Here is a 23,874-nt window from a genome sequence, read left to right as displayed (position 1 = left end):
ATGGATTCGAAGCGGTGCCGATGAGCACATTGTTCTTTAAGCGTTCTGATGACCCGTTCGACCATGCCGTTCTGCTGCGGGCAATGCGGCGTGATGAACTCCTGACGCAGGCCGTAGCTGCGCACCAATGCTGTGTAGCTGCGAGAGGTAAAAACCAACCCGTTGTCCGATCGAAGCAAGAACGGCTCAGGCACACGACCCAGGGTTCCAAACCGGGTGATCAGGGCTTGCTCTAGCGCACTGCTGGCAGTGGTGGCCTTGCCACTGCGCGACAGATGCCAACCCAGCAGTTCGCGCGTGTGGCAATCAATCACCAGCGCCAGCGTGGCCCAACCGTCGCGGCCTGCCCAGATTCGGCACAGATCCGTGGACCAGCGCTCATTAGGCGCGGTTGCTACCGACGGAAGCGCCTCGATGCGAGGCCTGAACCCGACGGCACGCTTCTTCGCCTGCCAGCCCTTGAGCTGGAAAATACGCTGCACCGTGTTCTTGTTCAGGCCCAGTAGGTGCGCCACTGTCCGGTAGCCAAAGGACGGCGACTCTTCGATCATGGCCTTGATGGGCTCGGCAAACTTCGCATCGACCTTCGGCGCAGACTTGCTTGGCTTGTAGTACACCGTGCGCCGGGGGATGTTGAACCACTGGCACAGCTTGGCGATCGAGACGGAGTACCCGTCTGCTTTCAGTCCCTGGCGGATCGCCTCGATCATTTCTCTTCCTCGCCCAACAGGGACTGCAATTTTTTTCTGGCACGCAGCTCCAACATCGCTTCACCGTAAGCCTCTTGAAGATCCTTGAGCTGACGTTCGTACTGCTCTCGGATATCTTCTGGCTTGGCCCGAAGGGCATTCTCCATGCCCCGCTTGGCGTCGTCGATCCAGTTCTCAACCTCCGAGGGACCCAGGTCGTAGGAGCGACTTGCCTCCGATACCGTGGTCTTGCCCTGGATGATGTCTAGCACCAAAGCGCTTTTGCGCTTGGCCATCCAGCGTTTGATCTCGTCTTCCATCGTTGTACTCATGGTGATTTCCTCGATTATCACCTGAGCAGATTTTCACTGGGTCATTACAATCGTTCATAGTGGCTCCGGCCGAATTCACCTACCTATCATATCTGCCCCAATCCGACACCGGAAGCCGTAGGCTCCGATCAAGGGCCGAACTTGACCAAAGACTTAAAAGTAATCAAATGCGATCATGATCAGATCAGGATATGGGGACACGCGATGGGCGATCACACTCGGGCCGGGGAGACTCAATTCGTCAGTTGGTTCGGGCCGCTGTTTGATGCGCTGAGCAAGCCTGGCGGATCAGGATCGCCAGAGGAAGTCACCGAGCAAATTGCAGCCGACAAGCATATCTCCAACGACGTGCTGAACGGACTGACATCCTCCGGATAGCCCAACTTCAAAAACCAGGCAGCATGGGCAAGGTTCTATCTCCCCCGAGAGGGCCTGCTGGACTCATCCCAGCGCGGCGTCTGGAGCCTGACGGAGCGCGGGCGCACCACTACCTTGACCTACAGACAAGCCCACGAGATTTTCAGATGCTGGGTTGCAATCTTCCCAGTTTCCAGGGAGCGATGGTCGGGCGGGCAGGCAAAGGCATCATCATCACCACAGGCACGTTTATAGCCGAGGCACGTCGTGAAGCAAATCGGGGCGGAGCGCCGCCCATCAAGCTGATCGATAGCGAAAAACTCATCGACATCCTCTCCAATCTGGAACAGGGACTGGCGCCGGTGACCACCAACGAGGTCGAAGAGAACTCCTTCGGCGAATTCATGAAGTAGGCTGAGTTTTTAGGGCCACTTGGCGGGAGACATCCGCCTGGCAAGACGATCCAACCAGGCGCTTCATAGGTCGAACCCAAAAACGCCCTTCATCTAACAGGAAAATTTCATGCCTGAACCTTCGGACAGCTTATGCTTTAATTCGTGACGTTCGGCCACTGTATGCTTTAACACGGCAAAGCCGTTTCCAACCGCCCACTAGGGGCCCGGACAGCCAATGCCAGTGCTGCGCGCTTTAGTTCATACCCACGACTTCGACGCCACGCGCCGCACGACCAGGTGGAAGGAAGCTGAAAAACTCGCTGACCTCATCGCCGACGGCCTGAAACCCCGTCTGGCAAGCGGCTCATCATTCTTTTGGCGGGGGACGACATCATGAATCCGAACCCCATGAGTTCGTGTACCCTGGCAGGCACGTATTTTTCGCGCGTGATGCCGCATCTCGTTAGCGCCCGCACCGAAGATGGCTACACGCTCGTGACCCCGACACCACTGCCAACTGGCCTCTTTGATGACGGCGGCATGTGCGATACAGGCAACTATCACGTATTCAACATCGCCCTATTCTGGGCCGATCTGCGCGCCAATGCACGCAAGAGGCTCGCCGCGTTCTTCGCCCGCGCGAGTCGAGAGCGCGCTCAGGCTACGTAGCCGAGCACGGCTACGTACTGCAGGGCGCTTGCAACCAGTACGAATAGATGCCAGATGCCATGCGCGTGCCGCCAGCGATGGTCATTCATATAAAAGAGAATCCCGGCGGTATACACCACGCCGCCGCCGGCGAGCCACAGAAAGCCCCGGCCCAGCGCCTGCAGCAAGGGCGGTGCTGCGATGGCCGCCAACCAGCCCATGAGGACATACAGCGCCAGCGACAAGAGCCGTTTGCCGTGAGCGATCCAGATTTCCTGGATGATGCCAACCAGCGCGAGTCCCCAGACCGTACCGAACAACGACCAGCCCCACGGACCGCGCAAACTGACCAGCGTGAATGGGGTATAGCTGCCGGCGATCAACAAGTAAATGGAGCAGTGGTCGAACTTGCACCAGACCCGGCGGGCTCGACCCTGGAGGCTGTGATAAAGCGTGGAAGCCAGATACAGGCACAGCAGCATGGTGCCATAGACGCTGAAACTGACGACCTTCCAGGGGTCACCGGCCCGCGCCCCCAATACGATAAGCAACACCATGCCAATGACGGCCAACACCGCACCGACCAGGTGAGAAATGCTGTTGAAACGCTCACCGTATACCATCTGGCCTGCCCCCCGGAGAGGTTTGCTTCCCGATCTGCTGACCGGCGTCCACCCGCACGGACTCTCACCGTAGCACGGCGGCCATCAGAAGTGCCAGGTTAGCGCCATCATGTGGCCGATGCTCGCCGCCTGCCTGGTCGGCGTCAACTATTCTCTCAAGGCTTGGAGCCCCCGCCAATCCTGGGGCGATTCAAGGTGAGGGGGGTTATGCATGAGCGTCAACGGTATGTTCAGGCTGAACAACAAGCCAAACCCCCAATCAGAAATTTGGATAGTGCTCATGACGGGTTCTCCCGATTGTTTCGGAGGGCGCGTGCCAATTCCTTAGCCCGCTTGACATCACGATTCTGTGTAGCTTTCGTACCGCCACCCAACATGACGATCATCACATCAAGGGTAATCCCCCCGTTTTCAAAGTCAGGCCAGTCCGCTCAGAGGATGAGGAACATAGGGCGCTTCCAGCCGAGCGATCTCCTGTTCGTCGAGCGTCACTTCGAGCGCGGCGATCGCGTCGGTCAGATGTCCGATTTTGGATGCCCCCACGATGGGAGCCACGACCCCCGACTTATGTAGCAGCCACGCCAGGGCCACCTGGGCCTGTGGGATGCCGCGCTCGGTGGCCACCTGTTCGAGCGTGTCGACCACCTTGCGATCCGACGCCTCGGTGGCCGCGTACAACACCTCACCGTAAGCATCCTGTGTCGCCCGTGGCGTGGCCTTGTCGCCCCAGGGACGGGCCAGCCTGCCGCGCGCAAGGGGACTCCACGGCACGACGCCCACCTCTTCAGAGAGGCACAGGCCCAGCATTTCGCGTTCTTCTTCGCGGTAGAGCAGGTTGAGATGGTTCTGCATCGAGATGAACCGCGTCCAGTTGTGCTCGCGAGCCAGGTAGAGCGCCTTGCAGAGCTGCCAGGCGAACATGGATGAAGCGCCCAGGTAACGTGCCTTCCCCGACTTTACGACGTCGTGCAGTGCCTCCAGCGTTTCTTCGATCGGGGTGTCCGGATCCCAGCGGTGGATCTGGTAGAGATCCACATAATCGGTTCCCAGGCGGCTCAGACTGGCATCGATCTCCGACATAATGGCTTTGCGTGACAGCCCAGCGCCGTTGGGACCCTCGCGCATTCGGTTGTAGACCTTGGTAGCGATGACGACTTCGTCGCGACGTGCGAAATCGCGCAGCGCCTTGCCCAGGATCTGTTCGCTGCCTCCCGCCGAGTAGACGTTGGCAGTATCGAAAAAATTGATGCCCGATTCGATGGCCTGCCGGATGATGGGACGGCTCTGTTCTTCGTTGAGTGTCCAGGGGTGGGATTTCGAGGGCATGCCGAAACTCAGGCAGCCGAGACACAGGCGCGAGACTTCCAGCCCTGAGCGCCCCAGATGTTGGTATTTCATGTTGCCGACATTCCGTGTCATGTGGTGTGAACAGGCCCTGGGGCTCAGGCGATTTCAGGCAGGCACTGGATCCGGTAATGGTGGCTGAGGCAGCGATTCAACCTGGGATCAAAGAGCTCCATGGAAAAAGAGGCCGACGGCCGGATGCCGCCGATCGCTCCGACCGTGCCGCAGGACATGGCCGTGTGATCAGGCAGTGTGGTTGCGCCCGCCGTCAGGCCGGCAATCAAGTTGCCCGGTGAGCGCAGCGATGCGAGCGACCCCTCTTGGTACAGTACCTGATGGCCACCCTCTTCGATGTAGGAGCGAAGCACGAGATCGTCCCAGTGGTCCTGGACGTCTGCCATGCGCCATGCCGCGCCGCCTATGGGTTTGGAGCAGATTTGCTTGGACAGCGCGATGCTATAGGCCTCGAGCTTGCGGTCGGTATGGTCAGATGCCACGGTAACGTAGAGCTCCCCGTCGATCGGGAAAATGAACGCCTCGACTTCGCCCGAGGTCGAATCCCCCACCACCTGGATCTGCGAGTCCTGCGTCAATTGATGGGGCGAAACCCGATAGTAAAGCGGGAGTGCGCTCGGCGGTTTGATGCCGAGTTCCGCCAGTTCTTTGATGTGGTGTTCGATGGCTGCGGTATCTCTGCCCGACCAGCCAGCGATGATCAGGGTGTGGATATCGGTGGTGATCGGCGTCGATGATCCGTTTGCATCAAGAGTGAAGGAAAGAATCATGGCAATGTTCCGGGATGAAGGTTAAGGGGAAAAGCGACGTCAGCTCACGTTGACCATGTGGGGCAGCCACATCGCGATCGACGGAAAGAGGGCCAGCAGGCCGATGATCACAAGCAATGCGATGACAAACGGCAGACTGCCCACGATCACATCGTTCATCGAGCCCGTTTCGCGCAAGCTATGCACCACGAACAGGTTCATCCCCACGGGGGGTGTGATGAGCGCCGTTTCGACCAGCACGATGATGACGATGCCCAGCCACACAGGATCGAACCCCATGGCGATCATGATGGGGGCGATGATCGGAATGGTCGTGATCATCATCGACAGGGTTTCCATCAGGCAGCCCAGAATCAGATAAAAAATCACGACGATCAGCAGCATCCAGCCCTGGGACAGGTGTAGCGCGATGACCGCGTTGGTCAACGAGTCGGTCAACCCCGTGGACGACATGACGAAGCTGAGGAACGCGGCGCCGATCACGATCAGCATGATCATGGCTGTGGTGCGCATGGTCCCTTCGACGGAATCGCGCAGCATCGACAGCGTCAGACGCCGCGAAAACGCAGCTAGGACCAGCGCCCCCAACACCCCTAGCGCAGCTGCTTCGGTGGCGGTGGCCAGTCCGGCATAGATGGACCCGACCACCAGAAGAAACAAGCCCAGCGGCGGCAACAGGTCGACCAGGCTGCGGAAACGCCTCCGCCAGCTGGCTTTGACGCGATGGCCGCCCCAGGCGGGACGAAGCGAGCAGGCGATCCCGATGGTGAGCATGAACAGGGCGGCAAGCAGTATCCCTGGGATGAAACCGGCCAGGTAGAGCTGGGGAACCGAGGTGTTGGTCAGGACGCCATAGAGGATCAGATTGATGGAGGGCGGGATGAGGATGCCCAAGGTGCCGCCCGCCGCGATACTGCCAAGAAACAGCGACTCGTTGTAGCCATGTCGCTTGATTTGCGGCAGGGCCACAGTGCCCACGGTCGCCGCGGTGGCGACACTGGAGCCGGAAGTGGCTGCGAATAGTGCACAGGCCCCGATGTTTGCGTGCATCAGGCCCCCCGGCAACCACGACAGCCACAGGGTCATGGCATCGTACATGCGCTCGGCGAAACCAGTGCGCAGCAGGATCTCGCCCAGCAGGATGAACAGCGGAATGGCCACCAGCAGAAATTCATTGCTGGTGTTCCAGGAGATCTCGCCGATGGCACGGGAGAGTGGCAACATGGAAAAAAGTTTGTCGCCGATCAGGCCCAGCACCCCGAGGGCGGCTCCGACCGGGATGCTCAGGCCGATGAGAACCAGCAGGGCAATCAGCATAGTCGCGATCATGCTGCGTCTCCCTTGACGAGGCGCTCACCGGCCTCTGCTTCTTCCTTGGCCTCTTCTTCCGAGGAGCGTTGTCCGGCCAGCGTCTTCACCAGCGGGATGTTGCCCGTCACCAGAGCGACCGAGGCTCTGATGAGCATGAGCACCAGCACCACGCTCATCCAGAGCAGCCCGACGGCCCACAGGCTTTGCGGAATCCACAGCGGAGTGCCCAATGTGGTGTTGGCGGCCGCATCGCGCACCCAGGAGGTTTGCGCCACCTGCACCCCGTAGTAGCTCAGGTAGCCGACGAAAATACCCATGACCACGACGGCAAGCCAGTCAAGCAGCGCCGTCACCCTGACCGGCAACAGACGGTACAGGACGTCCACCCGGACGTTGACCCGTTGCAGCATGGTGAAACCCAGTGCCCAGGACGTGCTGATGGCGAACGCGTAGCCTGACAGTTCGTTCGAGCCGTTGGTGCTCAATTCAAAGAACTTGCGCGTCACCACGTCGATGCAGATCAGGAAGACGCTCGCGATCATCAGCGCGCCCCCCACCCACACGGCGATTCGAGACAGTTTTTCGACCCAGTGCCAGATCCGCTCGAGCACTTTCGTTGATGGGACAGGTGCCATGGACAGCATATGAGGATCCTTCATGTGCCGCTGGCCCGCGACCGGCAAAGCCGGTGCAGGTCAGCCTGGGCGGTGAGTGCAGACCACCGTCTGCTGCCAGGATTACTTGCTGGCGGTGATGCCGAGTTTCTTGCCGATGGTCTCGTTGAAATCGGCGACGCAGTCCTTCGAGCAGCGTTTGGCCCACTTGGGTACCACGTCGTCCTTGGTGAGCTTGGCCAGCAGTTTCTTGTCGGCGTCGGTGGGCACCACAAGCGTCATCTTGCCTTTGACCTTGGCCTTGCAGGCAGCCGCCCCGGTGTTGCAGTCGTAGCCCTCTTGTGTCTGACGTGCCGCGTCATCCCAGATGCTGTCGATCATCTTGCTCATGTTCGTCTGGATGAAGGCCTGCACCTTGGGATCGATCTTGTCCCAGGCCTTCAGATTGACAGCGTAGATGATGGGATTCCAGTTGATGGGGAGCTCGAGCAGGTAGTTCGAAACTTCGTACCATTTGGCGGTGAATCCCGACAGCGAGCCTGTGATCGCACAATCCAGGACCTTGGTCTGCAGTGCCGGCACGACTTCAGCAAACGCCATGTTGACGCTCGATCCCCCCAGGGCTTCGACGAAGTCTGCTTGCGTACGGCTGCTGGTGCGCACCTTCTTGCCTTTCAGCCCGGCCAGGCCCTTGATGGGCGAGTTGCAGAAGATGACCTGTGCCGCGTTGGTGCCGATGCCCATCAGCCTGATACCTTGCTTGAGCAGGCGGCGCTCGTAGACCGGCTTGAAGGTGTCGACGATCGTGCGCTCCTCCTGGACGGAGGGCGCCATACCGGCCAGGTCGACGGCCTCGTTGACGGGGTTGTCGCTCGCGAAATAGGAGAGCGTGGCGGTACCGAATTCGATGACGCCATTGGACATCAGGCGCAGGATCTCGGGCCCCTTCAGCCCCATTTCATCGAAACTCTTGATGTCCGCCGTCACCCGACCGTCGGACAGTCGAGGAATGGTCTCGGTCCAGAACGGTTTTTCGAATTGCAGGTAGGCGGGAACGTTGCTCAGGTAGCCGACGACCTGAACATGGGTCTTCGGCAATTCTTCCTTGGACATGGCATTACCGCTCATCAGCAATGTGGCGGCCAGTGCAGCAAGGGCGATATGTTTCTTCATATGCGAGTCTCCTTCCGAAGTGGGCCGATGCAGGTGCACGGATCCCGTCGATGATTCCCCTTGGAGCAGGGGGGGCCAGAGGCGGCAAGATGCATTGTGACGCCGCCGTATATGTTGATTCAGTGTGCGAAGTGGGTGTCGAGCACCGGGCGGCGCATATGCCAGTCCGTTGCCTTCTGATAGGCGCAACCGATACGCAGCGCCATGGCCTCGTCGTAGCGCCGGCACATGACGTGCAGCGATGTCGGCAACCCGTTTTCATCAGCGCCGTTGGGCATGGCGATGGCGCATAGATCCAGGAAATTGGCGAACCGCGTGAAACGGGAAGGCGCATTTCCCTGGTCGACCTGCGTCAGCGGGATCGCCGTGGTCGCCGTGGTGGGGGTCAGTAGCGCATCGACTTCAGCCAATGCATGGTCGAACTCGTCGATCATCTGGTTGCGCCGTGCGAGCGCCCTCAGATAGTCGTACGCGGTGATGCCGCGCCCCGCCAGTATGCGCGGTCGCACGTCTTCATCCAGCGCAAGATCGACGTCGTCGACGGTATCGGCCAGCAGCGCATAGCTTTCCGCCGCCATGATGCGGCCGTTAAGGGCTGCCACGTCAGAGAAGCTGACCGGGAGCCTCAAGGACACGATTTCCGCCCCGAGGCGGGAGAGCTCGTCCAGCGATCGATCATAGGCGGCGAGAACAGGCGATGAGACGCCTTCGCGTTCGCTGTCGGGCATGCGGGCCAGCCGCAGGCCGGCGACGCCCTTGTGCAGGGTGCGCAGCGTCAGTTCCGGCGGCAATCCCAGGGTACGGCGATCCAACGGATCCGGACCTTGCATCACCAGATACAACTGCGCCACGTCCTTGGCAGTAGCTCCCATGGGGCCCGGCGTGTCCAGCGTCTGGCTCAGCGGCAGCACGCCGTAGTTGCTGATGCGTCCCGCCGAGGTCTTCAGGCCGGTGATGCCGCACAAGGATGCAGGCAGGCGAACCGAGCCACCGGTGTCCGTACCCAGAGCCCAGGGCGCCAACCTGGCCGCCACCGCCACACCCGAGCCGCTGCTGGACCCTCCTGGAGTGCGCGCCTGCTGCAGGTCCCAGGGATTCCAGGGCGTGCCCATGCCAGTGTTGGTGCCCCAGCCGCCAAAGGCGAATTCCACCATGTGGGTCTTGCCCAGCACGATCATGCCTTGTGCGATCAGGCGTCTGACCAGTGTTGCAGTGACTTTCGAGCGGCGATTCTTCCATAGGGCACAACCGCCGGTGGTGATGCGGCCTTCAATGTCGGCAAGGTCCTTGAGGGCAATCGGGATGCCGTGCAGCGGGCCTAGCGCATGGCCGGAGCGTCTTGCCTTGTCCGCTGCCTCGGCTGCGAGACGAGCTTCTGTCGCGTAGACCTCTACGTAAGCATGCAGCTTTCCATCCAGCGCGTCGATGCGCTCGAGGTACGCCCCGATCAGTTCGACGGCGGAAAGATGGCCGGAAGCCAGCGCTTCCGATTGCTGCGTGATGGACCAGTCAGGTGAATCTCCGGACAGCGTCATGGTGTCTCCTTTTATGTTTTATGTTTTTAGGCGCTATTGTGTGGCCTATCCGTCTGGCTGTCACTAACGTCGCAGGAATAGGCACGCGCATCGGGCAGCTCACTCAGAAAAGGGAGCCAACATGCTCAAGAACCTCTTTGCTGCCATGCCCGCTGACACAAGCTGTGAAGCGTTCGACGATCTTCTGGACGTCCCAGGCCTGCGCATCGAGCGCATCGTGTCTCACGGGCAGGAAAGCCCACCTGGCTTCTGGTACGAACAGGACGAAGACGAATGGGTCATCGTCTTGCAAGGCTCGGCCACGCTCGAGGTTGAGGGCCGCGAGACCCTCATCACGCTGGAACCGGGTGACCACTACTGGATCCCATCGGGCCTCAGACATCGTGTCGATTCGACGGCTCCGGATGGTCCTACGATCTGGCTGGCCGTCCACCGCTGATGGTTCGAGTATCGCGCTTCGACTCACTCCGCGACCTTGGCACGCAATTGTTTGATGGCGCTGCGCTCGGCTTTGGCTTGCAGGCGGCGCCGGCGTGCACCCTGCGTCGGTCGCGTGGGGCGCCGGACAGCTGGGGTGTCGCTGACACGATCGATCAGATCCTGCAGGCGTGCCAGCGCTTCCATCCGGTTCTGCGCCTGACTGCGACTGGATTGCGCCTTGATGACGACCATCCCCGTGGCCCCGATCCGACGATCACCAAGGGCAAGCAGGCGTTCACGGACGGGCTCGGGCAGTGAGGAAGCCCGGATATCGAAGCGCAGGTGGACGGCGCTGGAAACTTTGTTGACGTTCTGGCCGCCCGCGCCTTGGGACCGGATGGCCGTGAATTCGACTTCGGATTCACGAACCCGATAGCGGTATGGACTCAACGGCTGGCCTCTTCGAGCACGTCCCGCTGCTCGGCGGTCAACGTCAATTGGGTGGCGCGCACCAGACTCTGCAATTGGTCCAGACTCGTGGCACTGGCAATGGGCGCCGTGATCCCGTCTTGCGCCATGATCCAGGCCAGCGCCACTTCAGCGGGTTTGGCGTGTTGCGCATCGGAGACCTGATCCAACGCCGCCAGAATGCGCTCGCCGCGCTCGTTCAGGTACTTGGCGATGCCCTGACCACGCGGGCTTTTGTTCAGATCGGCCCGAGAGCGGTATTTGCCCGACAGAAAGCCCGACGCCAGGCTGTAATAGGTGATGACGCCAATGTTCTCGCGCGTGGTCAGATCGCGCAAGGCGCCGTCGAATTTGGATCGGTCGTACAGGTTGTACTCGGGCTGCAACACGTCATAGCGCGGCAGGCCGTGTGCCTTGGCCACGTCCAGCGCTTGTGTCAGCTGGCCCGCGTCCAGGTTGGAAGCGCCAATCGCGCGGATCTTGCCCGCCTTGAGCAGCATCTGGTAGGCGCTCAGGGTCTCTTCGTAGGGGGTGTCCGGATCCGGCCAGTGTGACAGGTACAGATCGATGTAGTCGGTACGGAGTCGACGCAACGAGTCTTCGACGGCTGCGGTGATCCAACGCCTCGACAAGCCCTTCTTCATCGGCCCCAGGTCCGATCCGACTTTGGTGATCAGCACCAGCTGGTCGCGCTTGCCCGGATGGCGTTGCAGCCAACGGCCGATGAGGGTTTCAGACTCTCCGCCCTGATGGCCACTGACCCAGCGCGAATAGCTGTCGGCCGTATCGACGGCGTTCAACCCGGAGTCTGTCAGCGCATCAAGCAGTTGAAAGGAAGTGGACTCATCGGCCGTCCAGCCGAATACGTTTCCACCGAACACCAAGGGCGTGATGTTCAGGCCGGTTTTTCCAAGGGCTCGTGTGTTCATTCTGAAATCCCGACAAAAAATCCACAACTCGCTGATCCGCAAGGGACTGGCGCACCGCCAATACCTGCAGCGCCACGTCAGTCGGAAAGACTGAAGTTACCAGGATCTAGCTTGGGGTTTCCTAGGGATCTTCCTGAATTGTCGTAACCTTACCGTTCATTTACGATCAATAATGTTCACAAATAATCAATCCGTCGGTGCCGATAAGGTGCATTTTCAACGATCTGCACCGCTACTAAAGCGAGACCTTTAGATGACTTGGATCCAACAGGGCGCTTTGCAAAACAGGTTGGTCAGCGGCGCCTGGCTCAGCCTGGGTTCGGCTATTACAGCAGAAATAGCAGGCCGGTCTGGCTACGATTGGTTGCTCATCGATATGGAACACGGCTGCGGAAGTGACAACGACTTGATGCACCAGATTCAGGCTCTTGGTTCGTCCAAAAGCAAAGTCATCGTCCGCGTTCCCGCGGTCGAACTGGCGGTCTTCAAGCGCATCTTGGATATGGGCCCGGCTGGCCTGATGATTCCCAACGTGTCCACTCCAGATCTCGCCAGACAAATTGTCGACATGGTGCGCGTCGGACCCGGATCACCCAGGGGCATCGCGCAGACGACGCGAGCCAGCGGCTACGGGTCCGACTACAGAGCCTACCTGGATACCGAAAGCAAAGAGCTGGCCATCGTTGCGCAGATCGAGTCGCGAAAAGCAGTGGAAAACGTCGATGAGATCGCAGCGATCGATGGCATCAGTGTGCTTTTCGTCGGGCCTTTCGATCTCAGTATCGATTTATCCGTCAACCCGGACGACGCTCGGTTTGACGCAGCCATCAGGAAAGTTGCAAAGGCCGCAGCCAAACATGGAAAAGCGGCAGGCATTCTGGTTCGCAACTCTGAACAGGCCAAGCACTATGCCTCAATGGGATACGCATTCATCGCCATGGGCTCCGACCGAGGGGCCGTCATATCGTCCATGCGTTCCAATGCGGCATTGCTTGCGGAGGTGCCTTTTGAACCTTTCCACGCCTGACTTTCACAGGAAATCATCAAAGGAACAGGCTGGTGTCTGTCTCTTTCGCCGCCATTGACCTTGGCACGCAGAGCCTGCGAATTTCCGTGGTCAACAGCCACGGAGAAGCACTATGGCGTTGGTCCCATGCGGTTCAATCACGGATAAACGGCCCCATCTATGAGCAATCGCCCGAAGAATGGGCAACACTTCTGGGTGAGGCGCTTGGCGAACTGGGTCGTACCGGGCTCGCGCCTGATGCCTTGGCAGTCGCGGCACCTCTCGCAGGCTACATTGCGGTAGATTCGGCTGGCCGTGCGCTGACGCCCGCCCTCATGTACCCCGATCATCGAACAGCCCGTCATATCGAACCCGTCGAGCAGGCGGTACGGACCTGCTCTGGTTCAAATCCCTACGGCCTGCGAACGACGATCGCCGATCCCCTTCCGCATTGGCTTCGCTTGCGTGACCAGCCTGCCCTCTGCGCACGAACGCACCGCCTGCTGGACGCTACCGGCTGGCTCAATGAGTATCTGACCGGTATTTCAACGATCAATACCTACACCGCGTTACGACTCTACAACTCCGAAGTGCGCCAGCAATTGCAAGTCCCAGAAGCCCTTTTTGGTCGCACTACTGCCATCGGGGCTGTCATCGGTGCGCTCAGGCCCGCCCTGTGCGACCGGTTCCAACTACCAGCCGTGCCCGTCATCAGCGCAACGTTCGACAGCAAATGTGCATACATTGGCGGCGGTATTCATGAAACTGGTGCCGGCCTGGATATTTCCGGCACCGTGACGTCCTTCGGCGTGGTGTCAGCGTCTGTGCTGATAGACGAGAAGAGGCGAGTCTATTCTGTACCATTTGGCCGCGACAAATTCCTGGCCCGAGGTTCAAATGCTTCGTCCGGTGGCATCCTCGAGTGGGCGCGAAAAGAGCTTTTGGCAGACAGCTTCGAAGCCATGGATGCCCTCGTGGCCAGCACACAGCCCACAACCAGAAGCCCAATCTTCCTGCCCTACATGGCCGGTGAACGCACGCCCTTATGGAACCCGTTCGCGACCGGTGCGATCTTGGGGTTGAGCCTGGACCAAAGCAACCGCAATCATCTGGCCCGTGCGATATACGAGGGCATCGCGTTTTCACTATGTCATATCACTGAGACCTTATCCGAGTGTGGCGCAAAGATTGGCAGCATTCGCTTGGCCGGCGGCCTGGCCAGAAGCAACACACTTGCACAAATAAAGTCTGACGTCCTGGGGCGGGAGTTGATTCGATACAGTGAAACCGAGCTCACGACCATCGGGCTTTGCATCATCGCGGGGCACGCCCTCAAAGTCTGGCGACCCGATGAAGACGCCAACGCATTCTTTCTGAAGCCAGACAGGATATTCACACCTGACCCTCAAAATCATCATATATACGAGCAAAATTTCCGGCGCTACACACAGGCGATTACCGCACTGCTCCCTACATTCAAAGGTACGGACGAGACCGCCGCATGAACCACACACTCCAATCGAATGAGGTCTGGCAAGGGGCGGACACCCGAACATCGTCGCTCCCCAGACAGCGAGTCATCGTACAGCTCGCCAGAAAGCACGGCTTCGTGATGATTGACGCCTTGGCACGAGACTTGGGCGTCACCACACAGACTATCCGTCGCGATATAAATCACCTCTGCCGCTGCGGCATCCTTTCCAGGTTCCACGGCGGCGCTGTATTCGGGTCCAGTATCGAAAACCCGCCCTACGAGGCCAGGGTCGGTGCGCTATCGGCCGAGAAAGAGGCTATTGCCGCCACCGTCGCCAAGGAAGTACCCGACGGCACGTCCGTATTCCTGGATATAGGCACCACAGTCGAAGCTGTGGCAAGACGTCTGACCAAGAATCGAAACATGAAGGTTGTGACCAACAACCTGAATGTCGTAGAAATTTTCCGACACTGCGATTCCATCGAGACAATCGTAGCCAGTGGCACGGTCAGGAAGGCAGACGGCGCCATCCTTGGCACCAGCACAGCCACATTCATCCGACACTTCTCACTGGATTTTTCCATACTGGGTGTGGTCGCCATATCGAAGACTGGCGACATACTGGATTTCTCGATGGATGAAGAACCGACAACGCAGGCTATCCTCGGATCATCCGAGAAGGCGTTCATCGTTGCCGATCACAGCAAGTTCGGCCGGACTGCCATGTTCAAGGTCGGTCATGCATCACAGGCTCATGGCGTCGTGACAGACGCGTTACCTGAGCGTGGCGACTGGGCCCACGACCTCGACGCAAGAAAGGTCAGGGTCGTCATCGCAAAGTCGATACGCCTCACCAGCGCATCCTGAGGATACGAAGGAATGGGTGCGATAGTGGTGGAGTCGCGCCAAGACGGATGCGGCCGCGACGAATTGAGCAACGTCAAAGGTGGCGTGGCTGCGCCGTGCTAGCCTGATCGCATCATCTTCTCGAAAGGGTGCAGACGATGTCCATGACTACCTTGTTGCGATCGCTCGTCGAGGCGGTCGTTCCCACCGCCGAGGCCCATTGCGACACCGCCGACGGCCCTGCTGTCGTTGACGGGCGCCGCGCACTCGAGACCGGCAACATCAACTACGCCCTCAAGTGGATCCAGCCCGATGGCGAGATCGAGTTGGCCGAGGTCTTCGCCAAGTCGCTGGTGGTGCGCAAGCTCGGCGCGGATGCTGCCGAGGTCGCCGACCGGCTGTTTCTCGAGACCCTGGTCCGGCTGCACCGCATGGGCGAGGGCGTCGGGTTCACCGGTATCCAGCCAGCCGGCACCAGTATCGATCCCATCGTCGTGGCGGCCGACCGGGCGCTCGAGGTCGGCGACGACCGCGATGTGCTCGCGCTGGCGCCAGCCGAGCGCCGCGACGAATTGCACCGTCGCTTCGCAGTGGCCTTGGGCAAGAAGGGCTTCGACATCAATGACGTCGCCGCCGCGCGGGACTATGTGGCCGCTTACGTGAGCTTCTTCAAGTATGCCGAGGGTGAGGACCACGCGCACGGCCACGCTGCACACGGCCAGCACTCCCATCAGGCTAACGCCGAAGCCCACGCCCATCACTCGCACGACGCCCACCGTTGACATGGCGCGCTGGATCCCCCTGGTCCGTATCCACGGCCGCTCGATGCAGCCGACGCTGCACGCCGGTCAGATACTGCTGACGCGCCCAGCGGGTCGGCGCGTCGCTGTCGGCGACGTCGTCGTGCTCACCGCGACCGTGCCTGGCGCTCTGTACGTCAAGCGGATCGCCGCCGGGCCAGGCGATGTCGTCGAACTCGAAGCCGGGCGCCTATATGTCAACGATTGTCCGTGGGACGACTGTCCGCGGGTTGCCGGGGCGCATGTGTGCAGATGGCGCGTCCCGGACGGCCACTACTTCGTCGTTGGCGACAACCTGCGGGAATCAACCGACTCGCGCGTCTGGACGCAGCCCTTCGTGCCGGCGTCGCGCATCAGCGGGGTCGCAGTCAAGCGCTGGCTGTAGCGCTGTCTTGTGCAGAGGCACGCTCACCTCTGCAGCGTGTGCAGCTTCTTTTTCGGCCCGCAGGCCATCTTGAATACGTCTCTGACCAGCTCGCCAGCGCATGACGGGGACCGCCAGGCCGACCAGGCTCGAAGCCTCTCCGCCACGAAGGCCTTTTCGCCGTTATCGAAATAAGTGCCATACGAAAAATGATGTGCCGTAATGATTCGCTGGTCCTCGAATACTTTAACCCGTCGGAATGTTTCCGTTACTGGCGCATCATCAAAACCGACGGCGCCGACAACTCGATAAGTTGATCTAACGCAACATCGCGTTGGTGCGCAGCATTATTCTTTTCATTATCGAATTCGGAAAACAAATTCGACAGCAGTGCCGCACTGAAGTGCATGCATGGGAGGTTTATACAACATCGGCAAACACAATCACGTCTTGTTCTCATCTGAACCACGACAGTAAGACGCCGACGCGAAGAACCGTATCTGGTTCTACTAGTCTATCAATTGGCGTATTAACCAAGAAGGAGAAGTCATCATGGAAATGTCATTTCGAGACCTCCTCACCGTCTTGCACGGCATGGGTTTTGGCGCTCTGTTCATGCTGGCCTTCAGTGGCGCCATCGCGGAGTTCTATCGCTCGACGGCCGGCGGCCCCGTTGGTTCTGTCGACCGCAACTCGCAGACGTTGATGCGGGTGTACCTTGTCGGCATGGTTGTGCTGGCATGGCTGACGGTATTTTCTGGAGCCTATATCGTCTACCCCTGGTACCGCGCCATCGCCCCCACCGGCACGACCGACCTTTCGGGTTTCCCTCGACAACTATTGCTGTCGAGTCCCAGCACCTCGGGCTGGCACGATTTTGGAATGGAGTGGAAGGAGCACGTTGCCTGGATCGCTCCTATTGCGATGACGATGGTCGCTTACATCTATGGCAAATACGGCACCAGCCTGGCCAAGTTCGCCGGCTTGCGTAAGGCCGTTCTGGTCTTCGTCATCGCGGCATTCATCGCCACAGGGGCCGCCGGAGCATTCGGTGCCTTCCTCAATAAGTTTGCCCCCGTGCGCGGCGGCCAAAACATCCATTTGATGAACGGAGAATGATGATGACGAACACCACAAACAACGAAATCGGCCAACTCCGTAACGGCCCCGGTGCTGCCGCCTTGTTGGCGGCGGGTATCGGCTGCGCAGCGATGGGTATCTTCTCCCTGCTGGGAGACGCGTTCAAGAGTGTCGGCAATTTCTTCAACATCTACAACCCGACTGGCACCCTATCGGGCGTTTCAACCGGCGCCATCGTCGTCTGGCTGGTGGCGTGGGCGATCTTGTCCAGACGCTGGGCAGAGGCCGATGTGAACCTACGAAACGTCAGCATTATCTCGTTCGTGCTGCTCATCATCGGATTCGCGTTCACTTTCCCGCCGATCATGGATTTCATCCAGGGCAAGTAAACTTCCTGACGCCGGCGGTGGTGCACTCTCCGCCGGCGGATCAGGTCCCACGATGATCCGCGCGTTGCGCTGCCAGGTGAAATAAGACCAGGCCCAGTTCCACAGGACCGCCAGGCGATTGCGAAAGCCGATCAGGAAGAAGACATGGGCAAACAACCAGAAGAGCCAGCCCGGTAGTCCGTGAAGCTGCAGGCCGCGCAGCCGGACCACGGCCGAAGCCCGGCTGATGCTCGCGAGTGTGCCGTCATCATGGTAGCGGAACGCAGGCGGTACCCTGCCAGCCAGCCGTGCACGGATGGCCCGCCCGGCATGGCGCCCCATTTGCTTGGCCGCGGGTGCCACGCCCGGCACGCGCCGCCCGTCGGACTCGCAAAGCGCCAGGTCGCCCACGACGAAGACCTCGGGGTGGCCGGGCAGTGACAAGTCCGGTTGCACACGGACCCTCCCCGCACGATCGAGGACGGTAGAAAAATCCCGGCCCACAGCAAGGTCCCGGCCAAGCGGCGAGGCGACCGTGCCGGCTGCCCAAAGCACGGTGCGTGCCGAAATGGCGCCGTGCGCCGTCTGCACGCCGGCCGCGCTCACGTCGCTCACGGCCGTGTCCAGGTGGACACAGGCGCCCATCTGTTCGAGCTTTGCGCGCGCCAGCGCGGACAGGCGCTCGGGCATGGCGGGCAGCAGCCGTTTGCCGGCCTCGATGAGATGCACGGCCGCTTCTCCGGGATGCGCCTTGCGGAACTCACGCGGCAGCGTGTGACGCGCGATTTCCAGGAGTGTACCGGCGAGCTCCACGCCCGTGGGGCCGCCACCCACGATCACGAAGGAAAGCCAGCGTGCACGTTGCACGGGATCGGGCTCGCGCTCAGCCGCCTCAAAAGCGGACAGGAGGCGACGCCGAATCACCAGTGCATCGTCCAGCGTCTTCAGGCCAGGAGCATGTCGCGCCCACTGGGCGTGGCCAAACCACGTGGGCAACGACCCGGTCGCCACCACCAGCCAATCGTAGGTCAGCTCGCGTTGCCCTGCGAACACACGCCGATGTGCCACATCGATGCCGCTCACCTCATCCATCCAGACCGTGACATTACGCTGCCGCCGCAGGATGTGGCGCAGCGGCGCGGCGATGTCGGTGCCCGACAGCCCCGCGCCGGCCACCTGATAGAGCAGCGGCTGGAAGACGTGATGGTTCGAGCGGTCCACGAGCGTAATGCGCACCGACGCACGGGCCAGTGCGCGGGCCGCCCAGAGGCCGCCGAAGCCGCCGCCCAGAATGACGACGTGCGGGAGGGTGTCTCTAAAGTCCATCACGCCACGGCTGTCAGCCCCTGGCGGGAGCCGGGTTGATCACGCGCCCCCAGGTGCTCTTGTTGCCCCAGATGTTCTGGCGCAACGCCTCGAGTTGCAGGATCTGGCTATGGTCGACGAAAAGGTTCACCTCGTTCCCGTAGTTCTTGATGTACCACTCGAAAACCGGCCCGTCAGCCGCTTCGAACATGACGTTTTCGATGCCCAGCCCGTTGATGATGGCTGCGGCCGCCGCGGTATTCCATTGCACAACATTCTCGGTGATGCCCTCGGACTCGATCATGATGATGGAGGCGCCGGCATCGAGGGCGCGCTTGCCCCGGTCAATGAGGTCGCCGATGTCTTTCTTCGCCTCGGCGGCAAGCTCGGCTTCGCCCGAATCCCCGCCGGAGCCGATCTGAATGCCCAGTTCTGGCTTCGCCTTCAGGCCTGCGGCGACAACGCGCTTCACCAGGCGCTCGAGCCCGCTGGTGGGCACCATGATGAAGCCGGTGGAAACCTCGATGACATCGAAGCCCACGTCCTTGGCCTCCGCCAAGTACTGATCGACCGCCGCATCACCATAGCGCAGGACGGTTTCGATCCAGCCGCCGGAAGACACATACGCGCCATTGGCGTGAGCGACGTCATTCATCGCCTTCACCTGTTGGCGCGGCATGAGCGAAAACGAACCCCCCGCCCACTTGATGCCATCGATCCACTGCCCGGCCGCCTCGAAGACGTCCATCAGGTGACGCGTGCCAAAGGTAGCATAGTACGGTGCGCGCACTTCGGTAATGCCGAAGGTGCGGGGTTTGGCCGGGCGCCAGGCGCGCGGCACGAAATTGAACGAAACATCGTGTGCAGTCATGTCAGCCATTGCTTTCTCCTTGCTACGAATGAAGGTCGGCGCCCTTGCGCGTGCGACTGACACGGGCAAGAGCTGCCGTCAGATCCACGCTGCGATGCCGCTCGAGGTGGTGGATGATTTCCGCGAGCTCGTCGCGCAGCGCCTGATCGGCGAAAGGCGCCGCGAGCTCGTCGAACTTGGTGCGCGCTTCGCCCCAGTCGAGCGGATCGGTGTAGAACCCGCGATAGGCCTTGCGCGAGGCCTGCAGCGTCGTGCCATCCCGCAGGACGATCTCCAGTTCCGCAGGCATGTGCTGCGGGAACTGCGCCGAGAGCGCCGCATCGGGGGTGATGGTGATGCGCTGCATGAGCGCCTGCACGTCGTGCGCACTGATGCGCGCCGCCGTGTATTGCGCAGGCGTGAGCTTGCCATCCAGCAGGACGACCGCCAGCATCCACGGCAGGGAATGATCGGCGTCCTCCTTGGTCTGGACGCTACGCTTGTCGCCCTCTTCACCGCCGCCGATGATTGAATAGGCCACCTGGAAGGTGCGTAGCCGCACGCGGTCGATTGCCTCGACATGGAAGGCGTTCGAGGCGCGAATCTCTTGCGCTGCATCCAGCGCCGACTGCGAGTGGATTTCGGCGTTGTGCTTCTTGACGATGGTCTGACGTACGCGCTCGAGGTCCTCAGCCTGCCAGTCAATCGTGAACGGGCCGGAAACCGTCTCCTTGAAACCCTTGTTGCCTTCGAAAACCGCCTCCGGCCCGGTGATTCCATGGGCCGCCAGATGCGCCGCGAAGACGGCTTCCTTGGAGACGTGTGCGTAGGCGAGGCCCTTCCAGTTGCTGAGCACACCGGTGCGCGTCACGCGCAGCGCCACATTGGCCGTCCCGGCAATGGCCGCGGCATTCGCAATCTGCGCCTGCGGCAGCCCCATCGCGCGCGCCGCCGCCACGGCTGCCGCGAAATTGCCCTGCGTCGTGTGGTCGAAGCCACGCGCGCGCACCGGCGCCACATCGGACAGCCGCGTGTGCACCTGGTAGGCCACGGCAAGCGCTACGAGCAGCTCCGCCCCCGAGGCCCCTGCGCTTTCTGCCGCGGCAAGCACGGCCCCGAGGTTGTCTGACGGATGATTCGTCTCGCCCGGGGCGATGTAAGCATCCATGAAGTCGAGGTAGCGGCTGAGCGCGCTCGTGAAGAATGCCGCGAGCTCCGGGCTCGTGCGGCCGCCGCCCACCAGGGTGCAGGCGGGCTTGCCGCCAAGCTCGTCGATCAGCGAACGAATGGCGACGATCGGCGGCGCATCCAGCGCCCCGATGGCCACGCCCACCGTATCCAGCACTCGAATCTTGAGCTGCTCGAGCGCCTCAGGGCTCAGGTCTTCGAGCTTTGCCTGCGCGGCAAACCCGGCAAGACGTTGGACCTCCGTTCTGGCTTCTGTCATCTGGTTCTCCCTGCCGATTTGCAGCGCAGCGCCCCGAAGGCAAGCGTTGAAATCGACTTGATGATTCGTAACGCTTCTCATTCTAATCAGAATACCGAATTATGTACGGGTTAACCCTAGATGCAAAGTACATATCCTCAGGGGCGCGACCAGCAGCCGCGCGATTTCCGTTCTGGTTGATGCTGGCTGGGTCGCTCAGACATGAAATCGTCGCTGACGGCAGGACCACCGATAAAAAAAGCTGTCCCAAGTCTGGTCAACTGGTGCGATGATGCGGTGGTTGCCCCGAACGCACACTTCCAGCCCTGGACACCCCATGCCCTATTCCGCGCCACCTGGCCGCCACAGGCCCATCCGTCCCCACCGTGCCACCAAGGCGCCGCCCACGCAGCCTCGGCTGCTGATCCTCAACAAACCTTTCGGCGTGCTGACGCAGTTCACAGACGACCAGGGGCGCGCCACGCTGAAAGATTTCGTGGATGTACCGGACGTCTACCCGGCTGGGCGGCTGGACCGCGACAGCGAAGGCCTGCTTCTGCTGACCAACGACGGACGCCTGCAGGCGCGCATTGCCGACCCCCAGCACAAGATGGCGAAAACGTACTGGGTGCAGGTGGAAGGAGAGCCGGACGAAGCCCAGCTGCAACGCCTGCGCGCGGGGGTGATACTGAAGGACGGCCCTACACTGCCGGCACAGGTGAAGACCATCGCAGAACCTCCGCTATGGCCGCGCGACCCACCAGTGCGTTTCCGCAAAAATATCCCAACCGCCTGGCTGGAAGTGACGATCCACGAAGGCCGCAACCGCCAGGTGCGCCACATGACGGCCGCCGTGGGGTTGCCTACGCTGCGCCTGGTCAGAATTCGCATCGGGCCCTGGAGCCTGGATGAACTGCCTCCCGGCCAGTGGCGCGACGTGGCCTAGCAGCGCTCGGGCCGACCTGAACTCAGGTATCAGGAACCGCCAACACCTGGGCAATGTGTGCCGCAGCGGCCGCAACGGTGCTACTCGCGTCAATCTGCAGCCAGGCAAGCCGCCCGCAGTCGCGCGCGAGCTGTTCGCGGACGACCTCGGCTGTCGCGTCGGACGGGTCGCCAGAGCGCTGATCAACCCGCGAAAACAGCTGTGCCGGCTGGGCGTACAGCCAGATGCCGGTAAAGGGAACACCGGTCTCCAGCGCGATGCGTTCGATCCGATCTCGCTCGTCGGCACGGTCATACACCGCATCCGCTACCGCGCCATGACCAGCCGACAGAACCACTCGTACGTTTCGAGCCAGGGCCGCGTAGACTCGTTGCGACACCGCAAGGTGATAGGCTTGCGCTGGAAGACGGGTCTGTGCCGACACACCATAGCAGCGCTTGCGGATACGATCACTGGCCACGACGCGCGCACCGGGCGCAGGTCCGATTGTGTGCGCAATGGCTGCTGCCACGGTTGACTTGCCTGTGCCGCTCAGGCCACCGATAGCCACCAACCGTACCGACACCGGAGCCAGCAAGCGAAGCGCCAGGGCCGCGTAGGACTCTGCCTCGGCCGCAAGGTCATCTCGCTGTTGTCCAGTCGCCTGCGACGCTAGCTGGGCAGTGACGTGGGCACGGATCGACGCCCGCACTGCCATGAAAAATGGGAGCAGCGACAAGCCGTCCACCTCGTTGCGCTCATCCAGGTAACGGTTAAAAACGAGATTGGCATCAGACGCCAGGCCGAGATGCCACAGATCCATGAGCAGGAAAGCCAGATCGTACAGCACGTCAACTGTGCCCAGCGCCTCATCAAATTCGACGCAGTCGAACAAGGTTGGAACGCCTTGCACCAGACAGATGTTGCGCAGATGGAGATCTCCATGACAGCGCCGTACTTTGCCCTCTCGTGCGCGCGCATTCAAGAGTGCAACATGCTCGTCGAAAGCTCGCCATAGATTCGTGGTGAGTGTCGCGATTGTTGCAGGGAGGAAGATGCCGCTGACGGTCAGCGATTCTTCGTTCGTAGTCAGCACCGCGGCTATCCGATCCGCACCGCCACCGTGACGATCAATGGCAGCCTCCGCATGAAACCGGGCGATGATGCCGGCGAGCTCGGTCAGTACGATCGGGGTCAGCTGACCCCGCACCGCCAGCCTGTCGAATAAAGCATCCTCGTCGAAGCGAACCATCTCAACTACTGCATCGAAAAGCTCGCCTGGGCCGTCAAATACCAGGCGACCATCCGCCTCGCGGGTGATTTGCCGAACGGCGACATAAAGCTGCGGTGCAGTGCGCCGATTCAAGGCCAATTCTCGGTGACATGCCTCCAACCGGCGCTGCGGTGTCGAGAAATCCACATACGGCAGACGCACGGCACGCTTCAGTTTGAAAACCCGCGAACCAACGAAAATAATTACAGACAGGTGCGTTTCTGTCGTGTGAATATTCAGCGCCGCATCGCCATGGCTGAGCGGGTTCGTCAAAAATGCGAGGACGGCGTGCTGATCCTGGGTCACCATGCGTGTTCTCAGCCTCGTAAGTCACAGACCCTACGGGCAGGATGCCTATCATCCTGCGCAGCGCGAAGTCGTGTAGTCTTCAGCCTAGTCAGGCGTTCCATTGATGAAGCATAGTGCTGGATCAACGGGTGAAAATTGAGATGCATCAGATTCGAGGACGCTAGATAGCGGCTGCATGCGCTGCGGCAAGACCGACAGGTGCCGCTGCCCTGGCCGCACCCGGAG

At 60.9% G+C, this 23,874-nt stretch carries 28 protein-coding genes; 13 read left to right on the top strand and 15 right to left on the bottom strand.

The window, feature by feature from the left end; all coding sequences use genetic code 11:
- Both EPN31_RS04860 and EPN31_RS04855 read right to left on the bottom strand, forming a co-directional pair.
- On the bottom strand, positions 1–710 hold a 710-nt coding region (locus EPN31_RS04860; protein ID WP_291770319.1), incomplete at its 3' end, for an IS3 family transposase.
- A complete protein-coding gene (locus EPN31_RS04855; protein ID WP_291770316.1) occupies positions 707–1,021 on the bottom strand; it encodes a DUF1153 domain-containing protein in 315 nt (104 codons plus the stop codon). The genes EPN31_RS04855 and EPN31_RS04860, both read right to left, overlap by 4 nt.
- 204 nt (positions 1,022–1,225) lie before the next feature.
- Here EPN31_RS04855 and EPN31_RS04850 point away from each other — a divergent pair, with 204 nt between their 5' ends.
- The 4 genes from EPN31_RS04850 (at position 1,226) to EPN31_RS04840 (ending at position 2,442) form a co-directional block, all read left to right on the top strand.
- Positions 1,226–1,399: a hypothetical protein gene (locus EPN31_RS04850; RefSeq protein ID WP_291770313.1), complete on the top strand. Its 174-nt coding sequence runs from the start codon at positions 1,226–1,228 to the stop codon at positions 1,397–1,399.
- 54 nt (positions 1,400–1,453) lie between these two features.
- Positions 1,454–1,633, top strand: coding sequence for a hypothetical protein (locus EPN31_RS16680; protein ID WP_367188294.1), 180 nt, complete (start codon positions 1,454–1,456; stop codon positions 1,631–1,633).
- Entirely contained in the window at positions 1,549–1,791 is a 243-nt protein-coding gene (locus EPN31_RS04845; RefSeq protein WP_367188293.1) for a restriction endonuclease, read from the top strand. Before EPN31_RS16680 ends, EPN31_RS04845 begins: the two co-directional genes overlap by 85 nt.
- A 375-nt stretch (positions 1,792–2,166) precedes the next feature.
- On the top strand, positions 2,167–2,442 hold the full coding sequence (locus tag EPN31_RS04840) for a hypothetical protein (RefSeq protein WP_291770307.1): 276 nt from the start codon (positions 2,167–2,169) through the stop codon (positions 2,440–2,442).
- On the opposite strand, the gene EPN31_RS04835 is transcribed toward EPN31_RS04840, so the two are convergent.
- From EPN31_RS04835 to EPN31_RS04805, 7 genes are all read right to left on the bottom strand, one after another.
- Positions 2,430–3,044 carry a hemolysin III family protein gene (locus EPN31_RS04835; RefSeq protein WP_291770304.1) on the bottom strand — a complete coding sequence of 205 codons (615 nt, stop codon included), beginning with the start codon at positions 3,042–3,044 and terminating at the stop codon, positions 2,430–2,432. The two genes, EPN31_RS04840 and EPN31_RS04835, sit on opposite strands and share 13 nt — an antisense overlap.
- A 417-nt stretch (positions 3,045–3,461) precedes the next feature.
- Positions 3,462–4,442: an aldo/keto reductase gene (locus tag EPN31_RS04830; protein ID WP_291770301.1), complete on the bottom strand. Its 981-nt coding sequence runs from the start codon at positions 4,440–4,442 to the stop codon at positions 3,462–3,464.
- Between the two features lie 44 nt (positions 4,443–4,486).
- Positions 4,487–5,173, bottom strand: coding sequence for a DUF2848 domain-containing protein (locus EPN31_RS04825; RefSeq protein ID WP_291770298.1), 687 nt, complete (start codon positions 5,171–5,173; stop codon positions 4,487–4,489).
- Between the two features lie 39 nt (positions 5,174–5,212).
- Positions 5,213–6,502 (bottom strand): TRAP transporter large permease, encoded by a 1,290-nt coding sequence (locus EPN31_RS04820; protein ID WP_291770295.1) that lies wholly within the window; start codon positions 6,500–6,502, stop codon positions 5,213–5,215.
- On the bottom strand, positions 6,499–7,119 hold the full coding sequence (locus tag EPN31_RS04815; RefSeq protein ID WP_291770327.1) for a TRAP transporter small permease subunit: 621 nt from the start codon (positions 7,117–7,119) through the stop codon (positions 6,499–6,501). The genes EPN31_RS04820 and EPN31_RS04815 overlap by 4 nt, the downstream gene beginning before the upstream one ends.
- Positions 7,120–7,221: 102 nt before the next feature.
- Entirely contained in the window at positions 7,222–8,271 is a 1,050-nt protein-coding gene (locus tag EPN31_RS04810) for a TRAP transporter substrate-binding protein (RefSeq protein WP_291770293.1), read from the bottom strand.
- 119 nt (positions 8,272–8,390) lie between these two features.
- Positions 8,391–9,806: an amidase gene (locus EPN31_RS04805; RefSeq protein WP_291770290.1), complete on the bottom strand. Its 1,416-nt coding sequence runs from the start codon at positions 9,804–9,806 to the stop codon at positions 8,391–8,393.
- A gap of 121 nt (positions 9,807–9,927) precedes the next feature.
- Between EPN31_RS04805 and EPN31_RS04800 the strand changes: the two genes are divergently transcribed.
- Complete coding sequence (locus EPN31_RS04800) at positions 9,928–10,245, top strand: cupin domain-containing protein (RefSeq protein WP_291770288.1); 318 nt, start codon at positions 9,928–9,930, stop codon at positions 10,243–10,245.
- 23 nt (positions 10,246–10,268) lie between these two features.
- Here EPN31_RS04800 and arfB read toward each other — a convergent pair whose 3' ends face one another.
- On the bottom strand, positions 10,269–10,676 hold the full coding sequence (gene arfB / locus EPN31_RS04795) for an alternative ribosome rescue aminoacyl-tRNA hydrolase ArfB (RefSeq protein WP_291770285.1): 408 nt from the start codon (positions 10,674–10,676) through the stop codon (positions 10,269–10,271).
- The gene (locus EPN31_RS04790; protein ID WP_291770282.1) at positions 10,673–11,623 is read right to left on the bottom strand and encodes an aldo/keto reductase; all 951 of its coding nucleotides are present in this window, start codon (positions 11,621–11,623) and stop codon (positions 10,673–10,675) included. Before EPN31_RS04790 ends, arfB begins: the two co-directional genes overlap by 4 nt.
- A 253-nt stretch (positions 11,624–11,876) precedes the next feature.
- On the opposite strand from EPN31_RS04790, the gene EPN31_RS04785 reads away from it, so the two are divergent.
- The 7 genes from EPN31_RS04785 to EPN31_RS04755 all read left to right on the top strand — a co-directional run bounded on the left by EPN31_RS04785 (position 11,877) and on the right by EPN31_RS04755 (position 17,582).
- Entirely contained in the window at positions 11,877–12,650 is a 774-nt protein-coding gene (locus tag EPN31_RS04785; protein ID WP_291770279.1) for an aldolase/citrate lyase family protein, read from the top strand.
- A gap of 32 nt (positions 12,651–12,682) precedes the next feature.
- Positions 12,683–14,134, top strand: coding sequence for an FGGY-family carbohydrate kinase (locus EPN31_RS04780; protein ID WP_291770277.1), 1,452 nt, complete (start codon positions 12,683–12,685; stop codon positions 14,132–14,134).
- Positions 14,131–14,970, top strand: coding sequence for a DeoR/GlpR family DNA-binding transcription regulator (locus EPN31_RS04775; RefSeq protein ID WP_291770274.1), 840 nt, complete (start codon positions 14,131–14,133; stop codon positions 14,968–14,970). The genes EPN31_RS04780 and EPN31_RS04775 overlap by 4 nt, the downstream gene beginning before the upstream one ends.
- 143 nt (positions 14,971–15,113) lie before the next feature.
- A complete protein-coding gene (locus EPN31_RS04770) occupies positions 15,114–15,731 on the top strand; it encodes a DUF6448 family protein (RefSeq protein ID WP_291770271.1) in 618 nt (205 codons plus the stop codon).
- A 1-nt stretch (position 15,732) separates the two neighbouring features.
- Positions 15,733–16,134: a signal peptidase I gene (gene lepB, locus EPN31_RS04765; RefSeq protein WP_291770268.1), complete on the top strand. Its 402-nt coding sequence runs from the start codon at positions 15,733–15,735 to the stop codon at positions 16,132–16,134.
- A 531-nt stretch (positions 16,135–16,665) separates the two neighbouring features.
- On the top strand, positions 16,666–17,232 hold the full coding sequence (locus EPN31_RS04760) for a hypothetical protein (RefSeq protein WP_291770266.1): 567 nt from the start codon (positions 16,666–16,668) through the stop codon (positions 17,230–17,232).
- A 2-nt stretch (positions 17,233–17,234) separates the two neighbouring features.
- Positions 17,235–17,582, top strand: a complete 348-nt coding sequence (locus tag EPN31_RS04755; protein WP_291770263.1) for a hypothetical protein — start codon at positions 17,235–17,237, stop codon at positions 17,580–17,582.
- Here EPN31_RS04755 and EPN31_RS04750 read toward each other — a convergent pair.
- From EPN31_RS04750 to EPN31_RS04740, 3 genes are read right to left on the bottom strand one after another with little or no spacing between them, the layout of a single operon-like run.
- Positions 17,490–18,887 (bottom strand): NAD(P)/FAD-dependent oxidoreductase, encoded by a 1,398-nt coding sequence (locus EPN31_RS04750; protein WP_291770324.1) that lies wholly within the window; start codon positions 18,885–18,887, stop codon positions 17,490–17,492. The two genes, EPN31_RS04755 and EPN31_RS04750, sit on opposite strands and share 93 nt — an antisense overlap.
- 13 nt (positions 18,888–18,900) lie before the next feature.
- On the bottom strand, positions 18,901–19,746 hold the full coding sequence (locus EPN31_RS04745; protein ID WP_291770260.1) for a phosphosulfolactate synthase: 846 nt from the start codon (positions 19,744–19,746) through the stop codon (positions 18,901–18,903).
- A gap of 13 nt (positions 19,747–19,759) precedes the next feature.
- The gene (locus EPN31_RS04740) at positions 19,760–21,163 is read right to left on the bottom strand and encodes an MmgE/PrpD family protein (protein ID WP_291770259.1); all 1,404 of its coding nucleotides are present in this window, start codon (positions 21,161–21,163) and stop codon (positions 19,760–19,762) included.
- A gap of 316 nt (positions 21,164–21,479) precedes the next feature.
- On the opposite strand from EPN31_RS04740, the gene EPN31_RS04735 reads away from it, so the two are divergent.
- Entirely contained in the window at positions 21,480–22,088 is a 609-nt protein-coding gene (locus EPN31_RS04735) for a pseudouridine synthase (RefSeq protein WP_291770257.1), read from the top strand.
- A gap of 22 nt (positions 22,089–22,110) precedes the next feature.
- Here EPN31_RS04735 and EPN31_RS04730 read toward each other — a convergent pair whose 3' ends face one another.
- Positions 22,111–23,649, bottom strand: a complete 1,539-nt coding sequence (locus tag EPN31_RS04730) for a bifunctional aminoglycoside phosphotransferase/ATP-binding protein (protein ID WP_291770254.1) — start codon at positions 23,647–23,649, stop codon at positions 22,111–22,113.
- Positions 23,650–23,874: the final 225 nt, after the last annotated feature.

Origin of the sequence: Castellaniella sp. (assembly GCF_004321985.1) — a bacterium.
Classification (GTDB): Bacteria; Pseudomonadota; Gammaproteobacteria; order Burkholderiales; family Burkholderiaceae_B; genus Castellaniella.
The sequence above is the reverse complement of the archived record's forward strand: the minus strand, read 5'-3'. Positions and strand labels throughout refer to the sequence as shown.